Origin of the sequence: Bdellovibrio bacteriovorus, from assembly GCF_041888015.1 — a bacterium.
Taxonomy (GTDB): Bacteria; Bdellovibrionota; Bdellovibrionia; order Bdellovibrionales; family Bdellovibrionaceae; genus Bdellovibrio.
On sequence record NZ_CP168968.1, the window covers coordinates 3,116,425 to 3,140,770 of the forward strand.

22 protein-coding genes are annotated in these 24,346 nt (G+C 49.5%); 8 read left to right on the forward strand and 14 right to left on the reverse strand.

Features of this window, described 5'->3' with window-relative positions:
• The first annotated feature begins 49 nt into the window (after positions 1–49).
• Together ACES2G_RS14840 and ACES2G_RS14845 are read left to right on the forward strand one after the other, a co-directional pair.
• Positions 50–976, forward strand: a complete 927-nt coding sequence (locus ACES2G_RS14840; protein WP_347358081.1) for a universal stress protein — start codon at positions 50–52, stop codon at positions 974–976.
• Between the two features lie 142 nt (positions 977–1,118).
• Complete coding sequence (locus ACES2G_RS14845; RefSeq protein WP_374000628.1) at positions 1,119–2,939, forward strand: hypothetical protein; 1,821 nt, start codon at positions 1,119–1,121, stop codon at positions 2,937–2,939.
• 3 nt (positions 2,940–2,942) lie between these two features.
• Here ACES2G_RS14845 and murC read toward each other — a convergent pair whose 3' ends face one another.
• The 6 genes from murC to mraY all read right to left on the reverse strand — a co-directional run bounded on the left by murC (position 2,943) and on the right by mraY (position 9,503).
• A complete protein-coding gene (gene murC, locus ACES2G_RS14850; RefSeq protein WP_347358079.1) occupies positions 2,943–4,304 on the reverse strand; it encodes a UDP-N-acetylmuramate--L-alanine ligase in 1,362 nt (453 codons plus the stop codon).
• Entirely contained in the window at positions 4,301–5,374 is a 1,074-nt protein-coding gene (murG, locus tag ACES2G_RS14855) for an undecaprenyldiphospho-muramoylpentapeptide beta-N-acetylglucosaminyltransferase (RefSeq protein ID WP_347358078.1), read from the reverse strand. Before murG ends, murC begins: the two co-directional genes overlap by 4 nt.
• On the reverse strand, positions 5,371–6,516 hold the full coding sequence (gene ftsW, locus ACES2G_RS14860; RefSeq protein ID WP_347358077.1) for a putative lipid II flippase FtsW: 1,146 nt from the start codon (positions 6,514–6,516) through the stop codon (positions 5,371–5,373). The genes murG and ftsW overlap by 4 nt, the downstream gene beginning before the upstream one ends.
• Positions 6,517–6,592: 76 nt before the next feature.
• Positions 6,593–6,970 carry a hypothetical protein gene (locus ACES2G_RS14865; protein WP_347358076.1) on the reverse strand — a complete coding sequence of 126 codons (378 nt, stop codon included), beginning with the start codon at positions 6,968–6,970 and terminating at the stop codon, positions 6,593–6,595.
• A 63-nt stretch (positions 6,971–7,033) separates the two neighbouring features.
• Complete coding sequence (gene murD, locus ACES2G_RS14870; protein ID WP_347358075.1) at positions 7,034–8,422, reverse strand: UDP-N-acetylmuramoyl-L-alanine--D-glutamate ligase; 1,389 nt, start codon at positions 8,420–8,422, stop codon at positions 7,034–7,036.
• A 4-nt stretch (positions 8,423–8,426) separates the two neighbouring features.
• The gene (gene mraY, locus ACES2G_RS14875; RefSeq protein ID WP_347358074.1) at positions 8,427–9,503 is read right to left on the reverse strand and encodes a phospho-N-acetylmuramoyl-pentapeptide-transferase; all 1,077 of its coding nucleotides are present in this window, start codon (positions 9,501–9,503) and stop codon (positions 8,427–8,429) included.
• A gap of 200 nt (positions 9,504–9,703) precedes the next feature.
• On the opposite strand from mraY, the gene ACES2G_RS14880 reads away from it, so the two are divergent.
• On the forward strand, positions 9,704–10,174 hold the full coding sequence (locus ACES2G_RS14880) for a CBS domain-containing protein (RefSeq protein WP_347358073.1): 471 nt from the start codon (positions 9,704–9,706) through the stop codon (positions 10,172–10,174).
• Between the two features lie 10 nt (positions 10,175–10,184).
• Here ACES2G_RS14880 and murF read toward each other — a convergent pair whose 3' ends face one another.
• Together murF and ACES2G_RS14890 are read right to left on the reverse strand one after the other, a co-directional pair.
• Positions 10,185–11,606: a UDP-N-acetylmuramoyl-tripeptide--D-alanyl-D-alanine ligase gene (murF, locus tag ACES2G_RS14885; protein WP_347358072.1), complete on the reverse strand. Its 1,422-nt coding sequence runs from the start codon at positions 11,604–11,606 to the stop codon at positions 10,185–10,187.
• 4 nt (positions 11,607–11,610) lie between these two features.
• Complete coding sequence (locus tag ACES2G_RS14890) at positions 11,611–13,101, reverse strand: UDP-N-acetylmuramoyl-L-alanyl-D-glutamate--2,6-diaminopimelate ligase (protein ID WP_374000629.1); 1,491 nt, start codon at positions 13,099–13,101, stop codon at positions 11,611–11,613.
• Between the two features lie 27 nt (positions 13,102–13,128).
• Here ACES2G_RS14890 and ACES2G_RS14895 point away from each other — a divergent pair, with 27 nt between their 5' ends.
• Positions 13,129–13,815: an alpha/beta hydrolase gene (locus ACES2G_RS14895; protein WP_374000630.1), complete on the forward strand. Its 687-nt coding sequence runs from the start codon at positions 13,129–13,131 to the stop codon at positions 13,813–13,815.
• An 88-nt stretch (positions 13,816–13,903) separates the two neighbouring features.
• Positions 13,904–14,770 (forward strand): hypothetical protein, encoded by an 867-nt coding sequence (locus ACES2G_RS14900; protein ID WP_374000631.1) that lies wholly within the window; start codon positions 13,904–13,906, stop codon positions 14,768–14,770.
• On the opposite strand, the gene ACES2G_RS14905 is transcribed toward ACES2G_RS14900, so the two are convergent.
• From ACES2G_RS14905 to ACES2G_RS14915, 3 genes are all read right to left on the reverse strand, one after another.
• Positions 14,759–15,631 (reverse strand): NAD-dependent epimerase/dehydratase family protein, encoded by an 873-nt coding sequence (locus ACES2G_RS14905; RefSeq protein ID WP_374000632.1) that lies wholly within the window; start codon positions 15,629–15,631, stop codon positions 14,759–14,761. The genes ACES2G_RS14900 and ACES2G_RS14905 overlap by 12 nt on opposite strands.
• On the reverse strand, positions 15,628–16,368 hold the full coding sequence (locus ACES2G_RS14910; protein WP_374000633.1) for a hypothetical protein: 741 nt from the start codon (positions 16,366–16,368) through the stop codon (positions 15,628–15,630). The genes ACES2G_RS14905 and ACES2G_RS14910 overlap by 4 nt, the downstream gene beginning before the upstream one ends.
• A 73-nt stretch (positions 16,369–16,441) precedes the next feature.
• Positions 16,442–18,025, reverse strand: coding sequence for an ATP-dependent DNA helicase RecQ (locus ACES2G_RS14915; RefSeq protein WP_347358066.1), 1,584 nt, complete (start codon positions 18,023–18,025; stop codon positions 16,442–16,444).
• Between the two features lie 192 nt (positions 18,026–18,217).
• Between ACES2G_RS14915 and ACES2G_RS14920 the strand changes: the two genes are divergently transcribed.
• Positions 18,218–19,072 (forward strand): penicillin-binding transpeptidase domain-containing protein, encoded by an 855-nt coding sequence (locus ACES2G_RS14920; RefSeq protein ID WP_347358065.1) that lies wholly within the window; start codon positions 18,218–18,220, stop codon positions 19,070–19,072.
• Positions 19,073–19,103: 31 nt separating this feature from the next.
• Here ACES2G_RS14920 and ACES2G_RS14925 read toward each other — a convergent pair whose 3' ends face one another.
• Genes ACES2G_RS14925 through rsmH form a run of 3 tightly spaced genes read right to left on the reverse strand, consistent with a single transcriptional unit; the run spans position 19,104 to position 22,393 of the window.
• Positions 19,104–21,089 (reverse strand): penicillin-binding transpeptidase domain-containing protein, encoded by a 1,986-nt coding sequence (locus tag ACES2G_RS14925; RefSeq protein ID WP_347358064.1) that lies wholly within the window; start codon positions 21,087–21,089, stop codon positions 19,104–19,106.
• Position 21,090: 1 nt separating this feature from the next.
• Positions 21,091–21,426, reverse strand: coding sequence for a histidine kinase (locus tag ACES2G_RS14930; protein WP_374000635.1), 336 nt, complete (start codon positions 21,424–21,426; stop codon positions 21,091–21,093).
• Complete coding sequence (gene rsmH / locus ACES2G_RS14935; RefSeq protein ID WP_374000637.1) at positions 21,407–22,393, reverse strand: 16S rRNA (cytosine(1402)-N(4))-methyltransferase RsmH; 987 nt, start codon at positions 22,391–22,393, stop codon at positions 21,407–21,409. Before rsmH ends, ACES2G_RS14930 begins: the two co-directional genes overlap by 20 nt.
• A gap of 47 nt (positions 22,394–22,440) precedes the next feature.
• Between rsmH and ACES2G_RS14940 the strand changes: the two genes are divergently transcribed.
• Both ACES2G_RS14940 and ACES2G_RS14945 read left to right on the forward strand, forming a co-directional pair.
• Positions 22,441–23,526, forward strand: a complete 1,086-nt coding sequence (locus tag ACES2G_RS14940; protein ID WP_347358061.1) for a hypothetical protein — start codon at positions 22,441–22,443, stop codon at positions 23,524–23,526.
• Positions 23,527–23,544: 18 nt separating this feature from the next.
• Complete coding sequence (locus ACES2G_RS14945) at positions 23,545–24,333, forward strand: uracil phosphoribosyltransferase (protein ID WP_374000638.1); 789 nt, start codon at positions 23,545–23,547, stop codon at positions 24,331–24,333.
• Positions 24,334–24,346: the final 13 nt, after the last annotated feature.

Here is a 24,346-nt window from a genome sequence, read left to right on the forward strand (position 1 = left end):
CTGTGATCTTAAAGTGCTATCCTTCAATTACGACGAAGGAGGATAGCACATGAGTTCCCATTCACTTCTTATCGCCGATGAGCTTGAGGGCAAAGACGACGTTACTTTAAGACGATCCCAGGTTAATCGCAAATTTGCCTCGGACCTTTCTGTCCGCCTGCAATGCCCTGTCGACTTGATCTATGTCAAAACTCTGAAAGACATCCCTGGACGCCTGACCCTAAATGCCGGAGAAAAGGCCAAGCTGATTGCGCAAAAATCACAGCAACTGGCACCTGTCATGAAAAGCTTCACTCGCCCTGGAAAGCTGATCGTCAAGTTCGGCTCACCTCTTCGTGAAATTTCAAATGCTCTTAAGGACTCGCACAACATCGAGGCTTTGGTACTGGGTTCCCGCGCCATGAAGGGCATGGATCGTTTTTTCCTGGGCAGTGTCGCAGAAGAAGTTGTTCGCTCCGTCAAACGCCCTGTCTTTATTCTCGGCCCCGGAACTCAGAACGACCAGTACTCTCTTTCTGAAAAGAAAGAGCTGCGGATCGTGATCGCAACAGATCTGACGAAAAAATGTCGGGCCGCTGAAACCTACGGAGTCAGTCTGGCAAAACGCCTTGGCGCCCGTGTGTTGCTTTATCATTCTGCCGCCGAAACGCTGCGCACGGTTGAACAATATGTCTTTGCTTCAGGTGAGGCGACCCCTAGCATTGATTCCATTTTTGAAGACATCAAAAAAGATGCTGTGAAGTCCATGGAAAAGCGCGTGGCTCGCTTAAAAAGTAAAGGCCTTGACTGCGAAAGCTATATTGAAATGGAGAAGACTCCTTTCGTGGATACACTTCTTGCCAGCGCCAAAGATTCGATGGATCTGATTTGCATGGGAGACGACAGCGGTGGTGGCTTGTTCACCTCTTTGCTGGGCAGCAACTTGCGGGATATGATCGCCAAGTCCCCGGTGCCCGTCGTAGTGGTTCGCGGCTAACATCCCCCATCACAGAGGCGTCTCAGAATGAGACGCCTTTCTTACTTTCCTTCGCCCGATTCGTCACCTGCTCACCCCTTAGACGACCATAAGCCCCCAGATTCCCTATGAAAGTGGACAAAGTCTTGCACCCTTTTGGGGTATGAAACGAATCTATTTGCTTCTAATAAATCTGCTGATTGTTTGCGCCGCCCTGACCGGCCAAGCTGCGACCAAAAAAATCTGCACAATGACTTTAAATTCACCGGATGAAAAAGAAGCGCTTCGCGATCTTTATGCTTCTGAAAATGTGGAAGTCATCGAGCTGGCCCCGTCCACAAACAAGAATCCCTACTGGCTGCAGCAGGCCTGCAATGCCGGAATCGAGTGCGATGTTTTACTGGTTTCCGGACATTTTGGCGGCGTCTTTTTCGGTGAAGGTGTCAGCACCACATTGGATCTTAAGGAACTTGAACGCCTGAGCTGCTCCAACTCCTGCCCCGGCATCCTAAAAAAGCCCAAAGATGTTTTCCTTATGGGATGTAACACACTTTCCACCAAAAGCCCGGACAAACGCTCTATCGAGGAATACGTGGAAGTCCTGATTAAAAACGGCTTCCCGCGAGACCTTGCCGAACGCGTGGCCTTTGCGCGCTATTCTGAGTTTGGCATGAGCATCAGCCAAATCTTCTCTTCAGCCTTTCCTCACGCCCGCCGTCTGCATGGCTTTGCCAGCACCGGCCCCTTGGGGAAGGTGGCTGCACCACTGATGAAGCAAGCCCTGAAAGGCACCTCTGCCGAGGCGTTCTTCACAAACGGTCCGGATGTGCAAAAGTTCAAAAAAGTTTTCGGGGGCAGCAGCTACCGCGTGGTTGAGCCCGCAAAAGAAATGGATGCCAACTATAAAACCCTGACGTGCAATGCCTACTCAGAAAATATCTTTGAAAACCGCGATGCCATCGCCTTTTTGTCCAAAAAACTGCATTTGAAAAAGTACTATGAACCTCTATTGGAGGCGACTCAGAACAAACTCTTTATGTCTCTTTTGAAGGATGCCGTGCAGGGTTCTAGCGACGTTCGCAACAACTTTGTCAGCTTCTTCATTGAAATCAGCAACGCCAGTTCATTGCCGCTAAAAATGAAATTCCAGTTCCTGGAGCTGCAAGAGCAGCTGGGCCTGATGCCCCCTATCGTTAAAGAAGAGCTGCAGACCAAACTGATCAAAGCTCGGCTGGCAGAAGGTTTAAGCTTCATAGTCACAGACCAGTTCTGTGCTATGAAGGATTATCTAAAAAACACCGAACTGCGTGCTGAGTGGTTGCTGACATCTGCTGGCTCCTGGCAGTATGTGCCCCGCCTGAGCCAGTGCTTTGGGGGCTATGATCCGGGCATTCAGGCTATACTGAAAGAAATGATGTACAGTCAGGAATCAGCCATCCGTCGCGAGGCACTGCGGGCACTTCAGGGGCGCCTGATCTCTCACGACTTCAAGGACCTCTTACAGGTGTCTGCGACCTGGCCACGCCGGGATCGCCTGGATATGAGCTACAGCCTGGGACTTCGCAGTCCTTTGGAAAATCTGTCCATCAATGTGGATTCCTGCCTGAAGCAGGCTACTTCCAAAGATTCGCCCGAGTCACGGGACGGCTACCGCTGGTACTGCTATAAGGAATTTGAAGCGCAGATTGATTCTCCGGTGAAGTGTCAGCAACTGGCGCGCACTTTTGAAACTCAAAGTGTCACGGGGATCGACTGGAACTGCCTGACCCGGTTCACAGGCGACATTCATCTGGGCGCTTGCCTGGAAGCCGCTGACAGAAACCTGGATGTGGAAAGTTCTGATGACATGCGCTGGTATTGCTGGTCCAAACTTTCTGAACAAAAGCAACTGAGTCGCTCGGAATGCCTTGCCCTGGCCTCTTCGATGAAGATCCAAGGCAACCGCTTTAAAGCCAACTGGAATTGTATGAATCGTGTGAAATAACCCCTAGAGGTGGTTCAGGACATCCAGTCCCAATTTCCAGCCATCTCCGGCACCAAGGGTGACAAAGACGTCGCCCTCTTTCAGCATACCCAGAATCTTTTGCGTCGATTTTTCATCACGAACAAAATACTGAGCGTGCTCGTGCTTCATTTCCTGCGCCAGTTTTTCACTGGTCACACCTGGAATTGGAGCTTCACCTGCAGGATAGATATCTGTCAGCAACACTTCATCCGCTTCCATAAAGGCAGTGGTGAAGTCATGCCAGCAGTGCTGAGTTCGTGAATAACGATGTGGCTGGAAGAAAACCACCAAACGCTGTTGTGGATACTTTTCACGGAAAGCCTGAAGAACCGCACGAACTTCTGTCGGATGGTGACCATAGTCGTCGTAGATCTTGATGCCTTTTTTCTCGCCCTTGAAGTGGAAACGACGGTCCACACCTTCATAGCGCTGCAGACCTTTGGCACAAGTTGCAAACGGAATACCCGCTGCCACACCCGCACAGATAGCGGCCACCGCATTCAGGGCGTTGTGACGTCCGGGAACTTTCAAAGAGAACTCACCAACAAGATGTTTCGTGCCCAACAGACGGTCGTTGCGATGAACCGCATAGTGACCTTGTTCACCGGAAACAACCAGATCATTCTTTTCATCAAATCCATAGAACAGAATTCTTTTTGGGAAGTTTTCAAAGATCTGACGAACCAAAGGATCATCACCGCAAACAATCACCTTGCCATAGAAAGGCACTTTCAATGCAAAGTCGTGGAAGGACTTCTGCACATTTTCAAACGTTTTAAAATGCTCCAAATGGTCCGAATCGATATTAGTAATGATGGCAATTTCAGGGGACAGCTTATGGAAGCTTCCGTCTGATTCATCAGCCTCTGCCACCAGCCATTCGCCCGAGCCCAGCATTGCGGTGGACTTGATCAACTCAAAACGACCGCCGATCACAATTGTCGGACTGAGGTTGGCCTCCAGGAAGATGGCGGATGTCATTGAGGTCGTCGTTGTCTTGCCGTGCGTTCCCGCCACCGCAATACCACGTTTCAAACGCATGATCTCAGCCAAAGCTTCCGCGCGAGGAATCAGCGGAATCTGACGGGCCCGAGCTTCAGAGATCTCAGGATTTCCGTACTGAATCGCGCTGGAGTACACAACCACGTCGGCATCACCGACATTGGAAGCGGCATGCCCCTTAAAGACTTTAACTCCAAGTTCTTTTAAGCGCTCTGTGTTGGCATTGTCCGCCATATCACTGCCGGAAACTTTCGCGCCGATATTGTGCAGAAGTTCCGCAAGGCCGCACATACCGATACCGCCGATACCGACGAAGTGAAATTTAGCGTGCTGTAATTTCATTGCAGAATTTCCTTTGCGATCACCGTCGCAGATTGAGGGATATAGAAACTCTTTATATTCTGAACCATCTGATCACGCAAAGACTTATCAGCGCGCAAAGATTGGACTTCTGAAATCAACCTTTCCGGAGTTAAATCCTTTTGCAGAATCATGCGTCCGGCATTCTTCTCTACCAAACTTTCAGCATTCTTTTGCTGATGATTGTCCGCAGCTGGCAGTGGAATGATGATCGGAATAATGCCAAATGCCGCAGCTTCGGCGATGGAGCTGGCCCCACCACGACACACAATAATGTCCGCCCACTGATAGTATTTGGCCATGTCATAAATAAACTCAAACGGCTGCACGTCACACGGAGCCCCTTGGTACTTGTTGGTCACGGTCTGGAAATCGGCACTTCCCAACTGGTGAACGACAGAAAGGTCTTTCACCCATTCGCCTCCCCCCATGACCGCGTCACTCAGGCAGTTATTCAAAATACGGGACCCCTGACTGCCACCGAAAGCCAACAGATGAAACTTTTCATTCTGGGAGCTGTCGTGAACAGCGGCTTCAATTTCCGCACGCACCGGCATTCCGGTTTGAACAATACTGTCACCCTTCAAATGTTTTTTGGCTTCATTGAAAACAACAAAGCACTTGTCAACAAAGCGGGACAAAATACGATTGGCCATACCCGGCATCGCATTGGGTTCCCAGACCGCAGTGTTAAAGCCAATGATACTGGCAGCCAAAACAAACGGACCGGAGGCATAACCACCGACACCAATCACATACAGAGGCTTCAACTGACCCAACAACCGGATGGACTGCCACAATCCCACCGGAATTTTCAGAAGAGTTTTTATTTTTTGAATGGGACTTTTGACATTGAGCTGACCGGATTCGATCAAATGCAGAGGAAAACCTTCACGAGGAACGATCTTACTTTCCAAGCCTCGGCTGGTGCCGACGAAGTGTACTTCGACACTTGGATCCAGTTTTTGCAAAGCCCGGGCAATTGCAATTCCCGGGTAAATGTGTCCGCCAGTTCCTCCCCCGGCGATCACGATGGTTTTCTTAGAAGTCATTTACTATTCACCTTTGATGTCGTCCAACGAGAACCGAAGCGACGGGAAAACTTGTCCTCTTCAAATGAGTTCTCGATGTTCAGAATCAGACCAAACATAAAGCATAAGGACACCAAAGAACTACCGCCGTAACTTAAGAACGGCAAGGTCAAACCTTTGGTTGGAAGCAAGCCCATCACAACACCCGCATTGATAAAGACACTTAAACCAAATGTCACTGACAATCCCAGGGCCAAAGCTCTTTTGAATGGCTCCTCAGCTTTGACAGCGATCTGCATTCCGCGGAAGACCACAAATCCGTACAGAGCCAGAATCAGGACAAAACCAACAAAGCCCATTTCCTCACCCAAGACAGCCAGCGTGAAATCCGTATGAGCCTCTGGCAGGAAGAACAATTTCCCCTGACCTTGCCCCAGACCCGCTCCGGTCAAGCCGCCCGAATGGAAACTCAACATACTTTGAATAACCTGAAATCCTTTTTGCGCCGGGTCTGCCCACGGATCCAGGAACGCCAGAACACGCGCACGACGATACGGCACCGACATCACCAGGAAGTAGAAAGCCGGAATCAAAACCGCCACCGACGCTGCGATATATTTCCACTGCAAACCAAATGCAAACAGCAAAGTCACACCGACCATCAGGATGATCGCAAATGTTCCGAAGTCAGGCTGCTTCAACAACAGCCCTAGCGGAGCGATCATGGCCAGAACAATCCAATGCCATTTCACACGTCCCAGGAAGTTTTCCTGACGACATACCAAACTTGCAAACCAAACGCTGAAGGCAATTTTTAAAAGCTCGCCCGGTTCAAAACGAACACCGAAGGGAAGCTGAATCCAGCGGATCGCACCACCCACGCGCACACCCAACCCCGGAACGAAAGTCGCCAGGACTCCAAGGGTCGCCGCCAGCCACAGCGCCCAGCCGTATTTTTCAATATAACGGAAGGGAATATGGATTGTTCCGATCAGGACACCCATCGCCAAAACTGCAAAAATCAGTTGTCGCTTGAAGAAGAAAAGACCGTCGCCGTAGGATTCGATCGCAAAGATAAAACTGGATGAATAAACTTGGACGAGACCTATTCCCAAAAGAGTGATGATGGCAAGAAACAGGCTGCTGGACAGATATCTCAACATAAAAATGGACTCCCGACCTTTAGTTTAATCAGGAATCCAATTTATCGTCTATGACTGGGAGAAAAGCTGGACCCAATTACTCGGAGACAACTTCGGCGTCAGAATCCGCCGTTTCCGGCTTAGCAGGCGTTGTGGGCGCTGCTTTCTTAGGAGCTGCCGCTCTTCTTTCAGAGCGATTGGCTGTTGCACAGCAATAAATGACACCTGAATGGTCTGAAGAGTTTTTGTAGTTCGTCACCGTAAAGTTTTTAGTGGAGTCACAGCGCTTGGCCATGGACATACTGAGCTCGACATCCAAGTCCGGGAAAAGATCACCACTGACAAATTCGCAGTACATGCCGGAAGTGGCCGCCAGCTTTTCACGTTCTTGCTGACGAGCTTTGAATGTGCCGGAAGCACAACCGGAAAGAAGTAAAGCAGATGCGGGAATCAATAAAAGGAAACGACGAGACACGGGCCCTCCTGGCTGTGCGAATACTCAAAGGGCCTCATCCTCGAGGCCCTTTGCTGTTTCTTATCAATGAAACTTTCTCACGATTTCTTTGAAATAATCGCCGCGTTCTTCAAAACTGTCAAACATGTCAAAGCTTGAGCAGCCCGGAGAAAGAAGGACTACGTCCCCGATTCTCGACTTTTGGTAAGCGATCAAAACCGCCTCCTCAAACGTACCGATCAAGAAGGTTTCAGAGAAGTCACCAAGGTCGCGATTAATACGCTCTTTGGCTTCCCCGACCAAGATCAAGGTTTTCACCTTGCGTTTCACGGACGTGCGCAAAGGCTCATAATTCAAGTTGGTGTCTTTACCACCCGCGATCAGGATCACGTTTTCATCAAAAGTATCCAAAGCACGCAGAACGGCATGAACGTTAGTCGCCTTGGAGTCGTTGTAGAACATCACTCCGCCTACCTTACGCACATACTCGATGCGGTGTGGAAGACCTGTGAAAGTATTGATAACTTTCTGAACCGCTTCACGAGTCGCCCCATGTTCACGAGACGCCAAAATCGCCGCCATGATGTTTTCCACGGAATGTTTCCCGCGCATTTTCATGCCTTTGATGTTGAAGCTTTCGATCTCTGGACCGGTACGAACACGAATTTCGTCGCCGATATTCACCGCACCACCGATGTTCATGATTTGTGGTTCCAAAGCCGGTTTGCGAGAGAAGTAGAAAATACGTCCGCGCTGAACCGCTGGATCACGAGCCAACTCAACCACCGCATTGTCGTCTGCATTCAAGATGCTGGTTGTTGCCTGATTTGTGTTTTTGAAGATACGGCGTTTTGCATTCACGTATTCTTCCATGGAACGGTAACGATCCAGATGGTTTTCAGCCAGGTTCGTAAACACGATATTGCCCGGGTTGAAAGTGTCACAGTGTTCAAGCATGAAGCTGGAAACCTCAGCGATAACAACTTGCGCTCTGTCATCCAAACGCAGGTAGTCCACCAAAGGCTTTTCATTGGCGCCGCCCACCCAAGTCTTAACACCGGATTCCGTCAGGATCGCCTCAGTGATTTTTGCCACTGTGGTTTTACCATTGGTTCCGGTAAGACCGATGATAGGTTCTTTGATAAAGCCTGCAGAGAATTCAAACTCACCTGTGATTTTGATCCCTTGAGAACGAGCGTACTCAAAGATTTTCAAATTGCTTGGAACGCCCGGAGACAAAATCACCAGATCCTGCGCAATGAACGTCTTAGGGCTGTGTCCACCCAGCTCGAACTTGATTGGCAGCTCACCCAGTTGTTCCAACTGAGCCGACAATTCAGGTTTGGATTTATGATCCGTCACGGTCACTTGCGCGCCATACTTGGTCAGGAAGTGTGCCAAGGAAACACCTGTTTTCCCCAAGCCCACAACCAAAATGCGCTTATCTTTCAAATCACTATACTCTTTATACATCTTCTTACCTCAACTTCAGAGTGGCCAAACTTAAAACCGCTAACAAAATAGAAATGATCCAGAAACGAACGATGATCTTGGTTTCCGTCAAACCACCCAACTCAAAGTGGTGGTGAATCGGAGCCATTTTGAAAACCCTTTTTCCAGTCATCTTAAACGAAATCACCTGTGTGATCACAGACAATGCTTCCACCACAAAAACCCCGCCCAAGACAAGCATGAGCAATTCATTTTGAGTGAGAACCGCCATCGTGCCCAGGAATCCCCCCAAGGACAGGGAACCCACATCCCCCATGAACACTTGCGCCGGATAGGCATTGAACCACAAGAAACCCATACCTGCCGCCACGATTGTGGCCGCCACCGGAGTCAGCTCCCCTGCGCCCATCACGTGAGGAATCTGCAAATAATTCGCAATCGAAAAATGCCCAGTGACGTAGGCAAACAAACCCAACGTCGCGGCAGAAATCATCACCGGAACAATGGCCAAACCATCCAGGCCGTCTGTCAGATTCACAGCATTGGCTGTTCCAACGATCACCAATGCGGCAAACACCACATAGAAATAACCCAGATCAATGGAAACGGATTTCATGAATGGAATTGTCACAGCCGTGCTCATACCATGGAAGTGCACCAAAGCTGCCACCACCAAACCGCTGATCAGAAATTCGCCAGCCAGACGGATTTTACCGGAAAGGCCTTTGGAGTTCTTTTTGCTGACTTTGAGCCAATCATCCATGTAACCGATAAGTCCGAAGCCCCAAGTTACGATCAAAACGCCCCACACCAGCGGATTCATCATATCGACCCACAGCAGGCAGGGAATCAAAGTGGAAAGCAAAATCAAGCCACCACCCATTGTCGGAGTCCCCGCTTTTTTCTTGTGCGTCTGAGGACCGTCATCACGAATCGCCTGACCAAAGTGCTTCAACTGAAGACGTTTGATAAAGTGCGGTCCCCACATCCAGCACAACAAGAATGCTGTGAAGAAGGCGATGAAAGTTCTAACGGTGATATATCTGAAAACATTCAGCGGCGAGAATTCATCTGCCATTGAATAAAGCCATTGGTAGAGCATGCTGTGCTAATCCCCTGTTGCGACCTAAAAATTAAAATTTGCTAGGAACTTAGAGGATTTAGCATATTCGCAGGTCTAAAATCAAGAGAAACTTGTTAAGTTATTGTTTTCATTGATATTTATCAAATACTTGATAGATGACACAGATCATATTCTTACCCCCAAGAAGTGCTAGACTAAAAATATGCAAGGAGGTCGTTGTGAAAATTGCGTTGAAAGACCATATGACACGAAAACTGATCACTGTGAACAAGGATGCCCCGGCGGCAGAAGCTCTTCGTTTGATGAACAACTACTGGATTCGTCACCTGCCCGTACTGGATGCGGAAGAAGATTATATCATTGGCATGCTGTCAGAACGTGATCTTTTACGCTCCCCTAGCAGTGACACTCCCGTTTCCAAATTGATGACTTCTCCGATTAAGACTTTTTCAATTGAAGCCCCAATGAAAAGCGTCGTCGATGCGATGATAGAAGAAAAGGTTTCCGCCTTCCTGATCACCAAAGAAGATGAGGTTGTCGGTATTGTCACTTCGGAAGATATGCTGATTTTACTGGATCAAATGCTGAAGAAAGATGAGTCCTCGGAAGCACCTTGGGTCTTGGGAGATTTATTTGCAAATCCCCTGCTGCAAAGAACCGCCTATCTGGTCGGACAAGCGGGCGTTTAAGGCTTATTAACTACTGCTTTTCAGCGAAGTCCAAAGGCTCGCACGGGAAAACAAAGCGTTCCAGCTTGGTTCCGCGCGATGCCTTTACGACGGCGATATCATCCTTCTTCAGGAATTTTGCCAGATCCTGGCCAGAGCTTTCTTTGTAGTCTTTTTCAACCAACGATGGATTCTTGTATCCAGCATCCGTCAGTCCCTTTGAAAAAGCTTCGGCGTCATCGCCAATGAAATAGACCTTATCAAAACCAGCTTTTCCCACCCAAGCCCCGAGCTCTTCGTGCAAAGAAGCGGACGCCGATCCCAATTCACGCATCTGACCAAAGACACCCACTTTGCGCCCTGGCACAGATAACAATTTCATATTGTCGATCAAGGCCTTCATGCTGTCCGGATTGGCGTTATAAGCATCAAAGATCATCTGTGCGCCAGATTTTAAATGCACCAACTGGTTGCGACCCCAGTTGGTTTTACAAGCTGGCAGACCCGCCCAGACCTGTTCCGGCGTCAGTCCCACAGCCAAACCAATAGAGGCAGCAGCCATCAGATTCGTCAGATTTTGTGCGCCAAAGACCTGAATGCGTGCCGTGCTTTCAACACCACCGACAGTTCCTTTCACCGAGATTTCATTCATGTTCATGGATGAAATCATCAGATGAATATCTGCACGAGGATCTTCGGAGGAAAAAGTCAGGATGCGGGCTTTGGGGAACTTCTCGCGCGCTTTAACGTACATATTGTGAGTCTGCGCATTGTCCAAATTATAAATGCGAATGGTTTTATCACTGGCAGCTTCATAGATTTCTTCTTTGGCTTCGGCGACCTTTTCAATCGTGCCGAAAAATTCCATGTGCGCGCGCCCCACCATCGTGCACACCACAACATCCGGTTCTGCGATATGCACAAGTTCGGTCAGTTCACCCGCGTGATTCATGCCCATTTCAACGATGGCGACATCTTTCTTCGGATGCAGCTGCAACAAAGTAAACGGCACGCCCCAATGATTATTAAAGCTGCCCTTGTTATAGTGAACATCCATCACGGAGCCCACCAGCGCGGCCGTAAATTCCTTGGTCGTGGTTTTTCCGTTGGAACCAGTAATACCCACAATCCGAGCTGAGGACTCATGACGAGCCCAGTTGCCCAATTGCTGCAAAGCCTTCAGCGTATCGGGCACAAGAAGGACAGTCGCTTTACTTTTCAAGGAATCCACCAGAGGACTTTCGGCATGCACCAACAGTGCCGCCGCCCCCTGCTCTACCGCTTTATCCACAAAACTGTGAGCATCAAAGGCTTCACCTTTTAAAGCGATAAACAGCTGACCTTGCAAATTGGCGCGAGTATCAGTGCCAATACCGGAAAATTGTGTGTCCTTTTGACTTAGAACCTTGGCACCTGTGACTTTGACAATTGTTTGCAGATCCATCGCTCTCATCGTACTACCTTCCTTGCAAAGCCTCTTCGGCCACCTTCACATCGCTGAACGGGAACTTCTGAGTTCCGACAATCTGATAATCCTCATGGCCTTTGCCGGCGATCAGGATCACGTCACCGTTGCGAGCTTTTTTCAAAGTACTCTCAATCGCCTCTTTGCGATCCGCGATCGTTGTGGTTTTATTCTTCTCAGTCGCCGCCACACCGGTCAAAATATCCTGAATGATAGCATCCGGGCTTTCCGTGCGCGGGTTGTCTGAAGTGATGACAACCTCGTCAGAGTATTTCAAAGCCATCTGGGCCATCAAAGGACGTTTGCCTTTATCACGATCACCCCCGCAACCAAAGATGGTCCAGATACGGGCCTCAGACTGCAGGTTTTCACGGACTTTATTCAAAGATGTCAGAACATTTTCCAAGGCATCCGGCGAATGGGCATAGTCCACAAAGACGGAAAGGTCTTTGTCATTCGGTACAGACTGCAGGCGGCCCGGCACACCCGTGAAGGAATTCAAGGCCTCCACACAAACACTTAATGGCAGACCTGCTGACAATCCCGCCCCCAGCGCCGCCAGTGCATTCATCACGTTGTGAATGCCCGACATTGGAAGCTTCACTTCGCTTTCTCCCATCGGAGTCCAAACTTTAAAGTGAGTCAGCGCGAAATCCATTTTGATCATCTCATAGCGGATATCTGAATCCTTGCCGCCATAAGTCCATAACACCGCTGGGTCCGCCACGCGCAGGCGACGGCCGTACTTGTCGGCGGTGTTGATGATTGCAAAACAAGGACGCTTGTGAGTCTTCCACAGAAGATCCGTAAATAAGCGCTGCTTTGCCTCCAGATAGTTTTCCATGGTCTGGTGATAATCCAGATGATCGCGGGTCAGATTGGTGAAGATCACCGTATTAAAGGGAACACTGTCCACGCGCTTTTGATCCAAGGCATGAGATGAAACTTCCATCGCCACAGCCATGGCACCTTCGGCCCGGAACTCCCGCAAGCGACGCTGCAAGAACACGGGATCGGGCGTGGTCATTTCAGAAGGCCAGACTTTTTCACCCAGGTGATGGTTCACAGTTCCGATCACACCTGTGGGAATTTTGCCGTGATTCAAAATAGCTTCCGTCATGTAAGTCACAGAGGTTTTACCGTTGGTGCCGGTCACCCCCACGCAGAACAACTCCTGTCCCGGGTCCCAGTAAAAACGGCTGGCCAAAATATCCAGAACCTCGCGCGAGTTTGGAACCTGCAAGACAACTCCGTCAAAGTTTGCAGGAATCTGACTGCGGTCTTCCACCACCAAGGCGGCAGCGCCTTTGGCAACGGCATCAGCTAAAAAGCTATGACCATCAAGTTTGCTGCCGCGAATGGCGACAAAGACCGAGCCTGGCGTCACCAAGCGTGCATCGTTGAAAACTCCTGTTACTTCAATATGAGCAAATGCGTTTTCAGGAATTCCCGGAAGAATGGAAAAGAGATGTTGCAGTTTCACGCACTAAGAGTAACTTAGGACTCAGATATGAGACAACTCGGAAAAATACATTGCCAAGAAATAAATCACGACGACGATGCGCCCTGGGTCATCTTCTTCCACGGCTATGGCGCAGATGCCAATGATCTGTTTTCTCTAGGGGAAATCATTTCCACAAAGAAAACCTTCAACTGGCTTTTCCCTAACGGAAATCTGGAAGTCCCCATTGGCCCGGCTTGGACAGGCCGCGCCTGGTGGACAATTGACATGATGGAAATCCAGCGCGCACAAGAACGCGGTGAACATCGTGACTTCAGCAATGATACCCCCAAAGGCATGGCCAAAGCCTATGACCTGACCATGGAAATGATCAAACAACTGAAAGTTCCGTGGAATAAAATCGTTCTGGGCGGCTTCAGCCAAGGGGCGATGCTGGCGACCGAACTTTATCTGCGCGCTCCGGAAACCCCGGCAGGGCTTGTGATTATGTCCGGCACACTGGTGCACCAGGAAGAGTGGAAAAAATACGTTCCTAATCGCACCGGCCAAAAATTCTTCCAAAGTCACGGCGAACACGACGCGGTTCTGGGCTTCAAACAAGCGCAGAAACTCGAGACGCTTTTGAACCAAAACGGCATGAAGGGGTCCTTGATGGGCTTCCGCGGAGGCCACGAAATCCCCATGCCTGTTCTGATGAAAATTGGCGACTATCTGAATTCGGTGCCGCTGCCGTAACCTGTCTGTCGAAGACTTTGACACCCTGACGGGCCAGAATGAATAGGCCCTCAGGGATCGTGGCACCAGGCTTGCTATAATCAGTCCTATGCTCGGACGCGTTCTTACACTCCTTATTTTGACTTTCACTTTTGCCTCTATGGGAAAGGCTTCCAGCGCTTCTGAAAAAGCCTTGGCTCTGGTAAAAATGAATGCTTACCAGGATGGGCCGAACTGCTTTAACACTTCCCTGCTCAGCCTTGGATACACCCACACTCAAATTTATGCGTCTGCCACAGAAGTCGAATATTATCTGAAATATCACTGTCAGGAAGTTTCGCTGAATCTAAACAAACTAGAACCCTCCAGCCTGCTGACTTACAGCGAAGACGGCCTTCTAATCCACACCGCGGTGGCCATCAATACCAATGAGATTCTGGAAAAGAACAGCCTGTACGGCAGCAAACACAAGGAAGTCTTTGGCGATCCGGCGCCGGGAAAATACCTTCTGCATTCCGTGAAAAAATCCATCTTCTTCAGCCAACTTGGAAAGAAAGAAAATGCACGGGCCAAAGCTTACCGCTGCGAGCCCTCTGCTCAGGTGCTGGCTCGGCAAACTGAGTTTGAATCAGACGACAGCATTCGTCGCCTGAAAGAGTTCCTGACGTCTCTGGGAGAACTTCAAAAAATCCAAAACAAAACCGAGCTGACAAAGAAGATGAACGCCCAGCTTTTACAAAAATTTAAATCGCTGCGAATCTCTGAAGCCCTGGAGTCCTCGTCCCCATCAGCTCAAAAAGAACTCTATCGCCTGAGTCTGGCCGAGTCTTTGGCCTATCAATGGAATCTGCTGAATTGCTCCGACGCCTATGCCAAGTATGACGAGTGCTATGCACCGGAAATGCAATTATCCATTGATACTTTGGAAGCCTTCTATCCGCAGATCTTCCGCCTGCGCGAAAAGCTACAGCCTTAAAAAATAGCTCTGCAACAAAGGTACTAACCACTGTTCATGCAAAGAGGCTGCAAACCCCTCTCGCGCCGCCTTGTCCACATTCATATACCAGCTGGAAGGAATTCCAAACGGCGACCACTTGCTGGTGTTTTCTTGTGTTAAAAGCTTGGCGGACTTCCCGGTGATATTCTCAATCTTCTGAATCAAGTCCTTCAGCGCAAAGGCATCGGCGGCCGCAAAATTGTAGGGACCCGTCTTTCTGTTTTCCAGAAGCCACAACAAAGCCCTTGCCGCGTCTTCGGATGTGATAAAGGAAAACTCGGCCTCTACATTGGGATAGTAGATCTCGTCGCCATTTTTTATGGCGCGTACTTGCCCCAAAAGACGTTCGGTATAATCATCTTCTCCCACCACAACCGGGAAACGCGCAAAAGAAACAGGAAATGCCGCCTGGATCGCAAATACATGCTCGGCCGCTCGCTTGCCTTCAGCATAGGCTTCCGCCGGATTGGTGGCCTTGCGAGGCTGATAGGCCTTAGCCTCAAAGGCGGATTCCGGTAAGTTGGCTCCCCAATCATAAACGGACATGGTCGAGGTCATTAAATAGTAAGAGATCTTTCCCGAGAATAATTTTACTGACAATTCCGCATCCTTGGCTGTCATGCAGACCTGATCCACCACGACATCAAAAGAACGCCCCGCCAAAGCTGCGCCCATAGCAACTTCATCACCGCGATGAGCCTTCAGGCGTTCTACCCGTGGGCCGAAATCATCCTGCACATTTCCTCGCGAAAGGACAGTGACTTCGTGATTTGCCTCAAGCAGCTTATGAACCAAACGGCGGCCAAAGTAGCGGGTTCCACCCATGATCAGAATTTTCATCGCAGATACTCCTGTCTCATCTCAGCAGCGCACCTTTGCATACTGGAAATATCAACTGCCGCCTTCAAGATATCCTCGATCCGCTTTGAATCCTGCAAAGGCAGGTCCTTATACAGATAGCGCAAACCGAAATCGTGTTTCTGAGGACTGTGACGTAAGCGCAGTAGGTTGACAAAAAGCCCCACCAGACGCTGATAGAACAAGAACGCATCAATGTACTTTCCGCGCAAGGATTCCTTCAAAAAGGTGCGATACAAAATCTCAAACTGGGCATGTTGACTTGCACCGGGCAAGGTCGCCTTTTCAGCAGTGGTCAATTCAGATGCTCTTTGTAAAATACCAGATTTATCCCAAAGAATATCCGCCTTGCCATGGCGATCCTGATTAAAGAACTCGGCCAGATCCACAGCCTGATCAGTCACAAAAATGCCGAAGTCCACATAATAGAACTCCGGCGTGTTGCTCAGAACATAGAATTTCTGAACAAAGCCCTTCCACAAACCACCCTGCAACGGCCAGGTGTGCTCGATGCCGTACTTACTCTGCAAGACCTCTTCAACTCGGCTGAACACAGCCTCAGGATTCAGTGACACGACCACCATGTCCGTATCCGAAAACGAATCCTCGCTGCCCGTGGCGCGCGAGCCCCCCAGCCAGGCGGCTTCGGCACTGGCGACAGAGTTCACTGCTGATTTTAGATTTTCGACCAATTGATCGCGTTGAAAAGAAGTGCTCATATCCTATCATCGGCGAGCCCCCTGGAATTCACCAGCCCCGGTTGCTAAGTACTGCTAATTGCAACCACAGGCTCTATCTATGCTGACCCAGCTCTGCCAGAACATCCCAGCCGAACTTTTCAAGCTTGGCCTCGCCGATGCCATAGATGTTTCTCATCTCATCCAAACTGCGTGGATTCTTCTGTGCCAGATGTCTGAGGGTTTGATCACTGAAGACCACAAAGGCCGGAGCATCCAATTCCTTGGCTTTTTCTTTTCTCCAGCGTTTAAGCTGCGCCAGGCGCTGTTCCTGCATTTCGTCCAGAACAATATCCTGCCCCCCACCTTTGGATTTTTTTGGTTTTGCGACAGATTTGATTTTTTCCACGGCGATATCCAGTTTTTCCAGTGGCGTGATGACCTTTTGAACTTTACGAGTAGAACGGGCATCGCAACTGTCACAGTGCCCACATCGTTCAATTCGTTGAGAATCCTTGTAGTAAGTCAGGATCTCGGCGTGGCGACACTCCCCACCTTCCGAGTAGTTCACCAAGGCATCCAAGTTTCTCCAACGAGCATCCTTGATATGATCCGGAGCTTCGGAGCTGTGGATAAAGTAGGACTGAAGTCCTTTGTCCTTCTTCGCATACAAAGCCAGGCACGTGGATTCCTGACCGTCACGACCCGCACGGCCCATTTCCTGATAAAGGGCATCGATATTCGCTGGAATCTGGAAGTGAATGACCAAACGGACATCCGGCTGATCGATCCCCATCCCGAAAGCATTTGTCGCCACCAGAATGCGCAGCTTACCTTCAGCATAGGCGTCCTGAGTCTGATTGCGCAGCTCCGTCGTCAGACCCGCATGATAAAAACCAACCTGCGCCCCGAGCTTCTTTTGCAGGAAGGCCGCAATATTTTCCGTCACCTTGCGAGTACCGCAGTAAATAATAATACGCCCCTCAGGGGTTTGCTTAATTCCCTGAAGTAACAAAGCCATCTTGGCATCTTCGTCTTCACACAGCTCGACCTGATAGAACAAATTGGAGCGATAGAATCCGTGAACCATACGTTCTGGCTTTTTTAGCTGCAACTGCTTGGAAATATCATCCAACACCGTCGGCGTCGCTGAAGCCGTCAAGGCCAGCACCGGCACATCCGGACAGAGTTTTTTTAAGATACCCAGTTGCGCATACTCTTCACGGAAATCATGACCCCATTGGGAAACACAGTGGGCCTCATCAATCGCAAACAGCCCGACTTGGCGAGCCTGCACCCAACGATGAAAACCCTCCTTCTGAGCCCGCTCAGGAGAAAGATACAAAACAAAGGCACCGCCTTTATTGATCTCGGCAAAGACTTCGCGTTTGTCATCGTCCGACTGGCCTGAATGCAGGCAACCCGCCGGAATACCAAAGCGGCGCAAGGATGCCACTTGATCCTTCATCAGGGCAATTAACGGCGAAATAACAATGACCAGCTTTTGCATGACAACGGCGGGATACTGATAGCACAGGGACTTTCCGCCGCCCGTTGGCAGAACAGCCAGAACGTCACGACCTGAAAGTACGGCAGAAATAATTTCCTGCTGACCACGTCGGAATCCGGGAAGATTGAAATACTTTTTGAGCTGATTTTCCTGCGGATTGACGGCAAATTCCATAGACGACACTTTCATGCAAAGCTCCTTTGATAGCAACAAGATTGCATTGCTAATTTTGCTGCTGCGCAAGCCTTCCAGCAAAAATCGAGCGTCTCTATAAACCCTTGAAAATCCAGCAGAGTTTCCTTCACTTCCGGATTTCAGACAGAAATATGCGAGACCTTTAAAAATATTTATGAGACCCTAAAAGCCTCTGAAGGAGTTGACATGAAAAGAATTCTTCTTATTTCGCTATTCATTTTGACTGCAGGGTGCTCATCTCCGGCCCCTGTCGAGAAGTCCGCGCCGACCCCAGCGCCTGTAAAAGTCGATCCGTATCCCGGCAAAGCCGTGTGCTTTTTATTAATTGATGCGCAGACCGGACAAATCCAAAAATCCGTTAACGAGGAAAATTGCAATGTCCAGCTTCCGGCCTGTTCGACATTCAAGGTTCCCTTGGCAGTGATGGGCTTTGATTCCGGTATTCTGAAAAATGAAAGCACCAAGTTTAAATGGAATAAACAAAAGCATTCCATCGAAGCATGGAATCAGGATCAAACAGCGGCGTCTTGGATGAAGAACTCCACTGTCTGGTATTCTCAGGCCCTTACAGGTAAAATGGGTTTTCAAAAACTGCAGAACTACCTGCGCAAGTTCGACTATGGAAATCAGGATCTTTCAGGAGGAATTAAAACAGCCTGGCTGACCCCAGCTTCATTTATTAATGAAGAAAAGGGATTCTCTTTGAAGATTTCCGCATTTCAACAGACAGACTTTCTGAAAAAGCTTCTGTACGACAAACTTCCAGCAACTAAAAAATCTCAAGACCTCACCAAAAAAATCATCCTCCTGGAAACCACTCCTGCTGGAAACAAATTCAGTGGCAAAACGGGCTCAGGTTATACCGACACCACACTTAAAAGACGCATTGGTTGGTTCGTGGGAACTCTGACCACCAAAGATCATCAATATGTCTTTGCCACAAACTTCACCGACACAGTGGACGTGGAAAACGGCGAATACGGAAGCCGCTACGCCAAAGAACTGGCCATAGAACAACTCAAAGAAGAAGGCCTTTGGTAAAATGAAAAAGGACTCTTGCGAGTCCTTTTTTTTATTTCAAAATCACCGTGATTTCTTTACTTTCAGGGACCAGCGATCCCGGACTTGGCTGGACATCGCTGACCAGCCCCTGTCCGATGAACTTCACCTTAAGCTCCTGCCCGCTGACTCGGCGAAGAACTTCACGTGTACTCATGTTCAGAAGATTCGGAACGGTTTCCCCTGTGGCGACATCTGTCGCTTTATCCAATTCTGCCGCCGTCAAAACCGCAGGCGCCACTGCTACTTTTTTAACAGCCTTCAGGCTTTCTGCCGCGATCTTGCGTGTTTTTGGGTTCACCGTGGACTCTTCAGCCAACGGCAACGGCGCAATTCCCTCTTTACGAACTGCATAGGAAGCCACGCGAGAGAACACCGGAGCCGCAACAGTGGAACCATAATAAGACTTACGCGGAGAATCCACGGCAATGTAGATCACAAACTTCGGATCATTCGCCGGGATAAAGCCACCAAAGCTGGACACATAAGCGCCCTTCAGATAGCCGCGACCGTTGGGATTCACTTTCTGAGCGGTTCCGGTTTTACCGGCCACCATGAAACCATCAACGCGGGCATTGCCACCAGTTCCACCCTTCGTCGTCACACCCAACAACATCGCTCTCATTTGAGCGGCTTGTTCGACAGACAAGATACGGCGAATTGGTTTCGGCTGAGTTTCCACCAGCTCCCCAGTTTCAGCATCACGCATGGACTGAACGATATAGGGCGTATTCAGAACACCCCCGTTTGCGATTGCGGCAAAAGCGTTGGCAATCTGAAGAGGTGTCGTGGAAATACCGTGACCGAAGGAGATATTACTTAACAAGTGCTGTCTCCATGGAAGAGCTTGCACCATCCCACGCGCTTCACCCGGAAGATCCACACCCAGACGCTGACCAAAACCGAAATCCAAAAGCCCCTGGCGCAGTCTTTCCTGTCCCATCTTAAAGGCAATCTTGGTCGTACCCACGTTGGAAGACACCGCCAAAATTTCAGAAACTGTCAGGTCTTCAAATTTTTCTTTGGTTTCAGCTTCCCGGATAATTCGATCACCGACACGGAAGCTTCCTTTTTCACAATAGAACTTGGAATTGGGCTGAACCAGTCCATCCCGCAAAGCCGCTGCAATCACAAAGGCTTTCATCGTCGATCCGGGCTCAAAAGCATCCGTCACAATCTTATTACGACGATGCTCTGCCGGGGACTTCGCCGCCTTATTCACATCAAAGGTCGGAGCTGATGCCAGCGCTAAAACAGCCGAGGTCTTGGCGTCCAGGATCACACCCACTGCGTGATCCGCTTCAAAAGTGGACACCGCATTGGCAAGTTCACTTTCCAAGCGATATTGCAGATCAGAATCCACAGTCAGCTTCAGCTCACTGCCTTCCGGATTTTCAATGAACATCAGACCGTCGTTAATTAGTGGACGGCCACGGGCATCACGTTTGACCATGACTTTTTTCTTGTTTCCAGTCAGGGCCTGATTGTAACCCATCTCCAGACCTTCAAGTCCCTGCCCTTCGCTGCCCAGGAAACCCAACGTTTGCGCCAGCAAAGTTTCATTCGGATAAACACGGCGCCATTCTTCCACGAAAGACAAACCACGGATGTCCCAGGACTTGATTTCATCAGCCTTGTCCTGTTCTAACATGCGCTGAATCCACACAAAGCGACGACTGCCATCTTTGATTTTGCTGTAAATGGATTCTGGTGACTGATTCAAAACCTTGGCCAGCTTGCGTGCCACCTGCTTGCGATTTTCCAGAATTTTGGGATCGGCATACAAAGAATAAGCCGCCGCCGACATTGCAAGATCCCGCCCATTGCTGTCCACGATGGCTCCACGACGAGCTGGCAATGAAACCTTGGTTTGAAACTGACGGTTTTGCAAAGAGTTCAGACGATCATTCGGCAAAAACTGAAGGTAAGCCGCACGCATCGCCAGGGCGGACCACAGAACCAGAATCCCTACAAAGATGACAACAATACGTGATTTCAAACTACAGATCCTTTTTAGTGATACCTTTTTCAGACACGGAATTCATATCGCTGGCCAACTGACCGCTAAGATGAATGATCTGATTTGCCTGCACTTTTTTAAGAGTGAACTTTTGCTGGGCCATGGAATCGAGTAATTGCGGACGAGTGATTTTCGCCAGAGCAATTTCCTTGGTGCGTTTTTCTTCCCAGACTTTTTTGTGTTCGCGGGTCAGCTTCAGAACGCTGTAACCCATGCGACGTTCCTCCATTTGCAGGAAGACGATGGAAAACAGCGTAAAAATGACAAGTAAGATACTGAAGAAAGGCTTTAGTTGCTTAAAGTTTTCCGAGCTCATCCTGAGCACTCCTCTCGAAGATTCTCAGCTTCGCGGATCGCGAGCGAGAATTTCTGTCACACTCTTCCTGAGTGGGAACAATTACTTTTTTCGTCACCGTGCGCCCCATATCCTCAGAGGCACGGAAAATATTCTTAACGATTCGATCTTCCAGAGAGTGGAAAGAAATCACGGCCAAACGCCCGCCCGGACTCAATGCGCGGATCATTTTCGGCAACGATTCTGCAACCACTTCCAGTTCGGAATTCACCGCCAGTCGCAAAGCCATGAAATACTTGGTCGCCGGATGATGGCCTTTTACCTGCCATCCATCCACACGCTCAATCAAGCCTGCCAGGGCGCTGGTTGTCTGAAATGCTTTGGTTTTGCGATCGTTCACAATCGCACGTACGACTCTGGAAGGGCGATAGACCTCGCCGTACTCTTTGAAGATTCGAATGAGTTCATCCTCAGAAGCCGTATTAATAAGCACCTCAGCCGTCAATCCCTGCTGTTGGTTCATTCGCATATCCAGGGGGCCATCGTGATAAAAACTAAAGCCTCGTTCCGCCTGGTCCAATTGCGGAGAACTCACACCTAGATCTAAGAGCATCATATCAAAGTTTTTTAGATTGTGTTCCGAAAACTGCGAGAAATTACCGTGGATTACGTTTAACTGGCCCTTCTCGACTTCAGTCTGGAAGCGGCTTTGCGCATAGGCAACCGCCGTCAGATCTTGGTCCATGACCGTGGCTTTCATCTGGGGGTAGGCAAACTTCATCGCCATGTAGTGTCCGCCACGACCAAAAGTTCCATCGAAGTAACTCAATTCACTTTTGTGTCTGAGCGGATAGAATGCGCCCAGCACTTCCTGAAGCAAAACGGGATAATGTTCAGGAGAGAACTCAAAAGGAAGCTCGACCTTGGGCGGGATCTCTTCTTCGTGACGTTCAATTTTCTCACCAGATTTGGGCTTATACTTCTTCATGATCGCGCGCTTTCGCTTGTTTGAAATTCCTGTGGGATTTTCAAGGTATGAATTATTCTATTGAGCGTCAAGTCGCTTTGTCTTACCCTGATTGCATGCTTATCAACTGCCCCCGCTGTGGTTTTCAACAACCTGAAGATAAATACTGTGCGCAGTGTGGCGTTGACATAGAAAGCTTCAAACCTGCGACACCGCCGGCCTGGAAGCGCTTTATTGGCAATCCCCTGATTCAACTTTCGCTGGTTGTGGTTATCGCCGGAGGCGTCGGCATCACCCTGTACAAAAAAGGTCAGCAAAATCTGGAGCGCCGGGTAAGTTATTTGAAATCCACAGTCCAAATCAATTCCACGGGTGGACAGCCGCAGACAGAAGCTTTGCCTTTGGCGGAAGCCGACACTGAAACCAGCTCCCAATCCTCTGAAGCCGCAGATGGGATGGTGGATGCCTACAAAGTGGAGCCCCCGGCCACGACCGTCGCCGCCGCTGCGGCCGCTACACCGGGAACATCTCCCACTCCGTCCTCGGGCGAAGCCGACAAGAACTCCCGCAATCTGGCGCGCACCGGGGCTCATCTGGTGGTGTATTATGCCGAGGTTCCACGAGGACGTCTGGGCAGCATCTTTAGCGCCAGCCGTGCCACCGGGCAGTTCATGAATTTTAATGAATACACGGCGGGAATCCTGCCAGAGTTCGACAAAAATGTCCTGCACCGCTCAGATATTAAAATTCTGCACAAGGAAGATCGTCCGCTGACGACTTCCAAAACTTTGCAATGGTCTTACACTTTGAAAGATCGCAGCAATCCCTCTATCGAAATCGGTCTGACGACCTTCTTTGAACTGAATGACTTCGACGCGACCAACCTGCGCGGCAACCTTGAAATTCAGCGCAATTGGCGCGAACCGGTTCCAGCCGGTGGATTTGAAATTCAAAGAAAGTCCTTCCCTGCCATTTTTGAAATCGGTGGTGAAACCGGATTCTTTATGTCTGGCGTGATGCCTTTGGCCTCGAACATGGGACCCGAGGAAGACCAACTGATGAACTTTGATATCTACAAGATCCTTCGTTCACCTCAATTCCGCTCGGGAGAGAGTGAATTTGTGATCTTCGTTGACTTTGAAAAAGGCAACTAAAACATTAAAGGCGACATCATGACATTTCAGCAGGAACTGGTTCATCACTATGGGCCGCAAGTGCATCTTATCGACAGCCCTTTTCTGAGTGGACTTCTGGCCCGTCTTTGTTCTCCGGAAACATTTCAGCCTGAAATCAATCGTATCGTTGAAGTTCTTTATACCCACATGATTTCAATCACCATCAACAATGAATTCCAGATCGAAAAGTTTTCTCAGGACACACGCATGACGGCCGTCCATCCTGAACAAAAATTATCCGGACAAAGAGTTCAAACTCAGCAAAAGGCCGTCAGTGTGAATCTGGCCCGTGCCGGAACCTATCCAAGCCATATCTGTTACAGCTTTCTGCACTATGCCCTGCCCGCCCAGAATGTCCGTCAGGACCACATCTTTGCCGCCCGCGTGACAAACAGCAAAGACGCTGTGACGGGGGCTGAGTTTGGCGGTATGAAAATCGGCGGCGACGTTAAAGATGCCCATGTGATTTTCCCAGACCCTATGGGTGCCACCGGGAACACCATGGTGACCGCTATTGAGCACTACAAGACCCATATCGAGGGCCCGGCCCGCAAGTTTATCGCCTTGAATCTGATTGTGACCCCGGAATATTTGAAGAATGTACTGGCCGCTCATCCGGAGGTCGTAATCTATGCCTTAAGACTTGACCGAGGACTGTCCCCTCAGGCAGTTTTAGATGCAACTCCCGGACAGTTTTGGGATCAAGAACGAGGCCTGAACGAGAAGCAATACATCGTCCCAGGCGGCGGGGGCTTTGGCGAAATCATGAACAACTCCTTCGTATAAAGTTGGAGAAAGG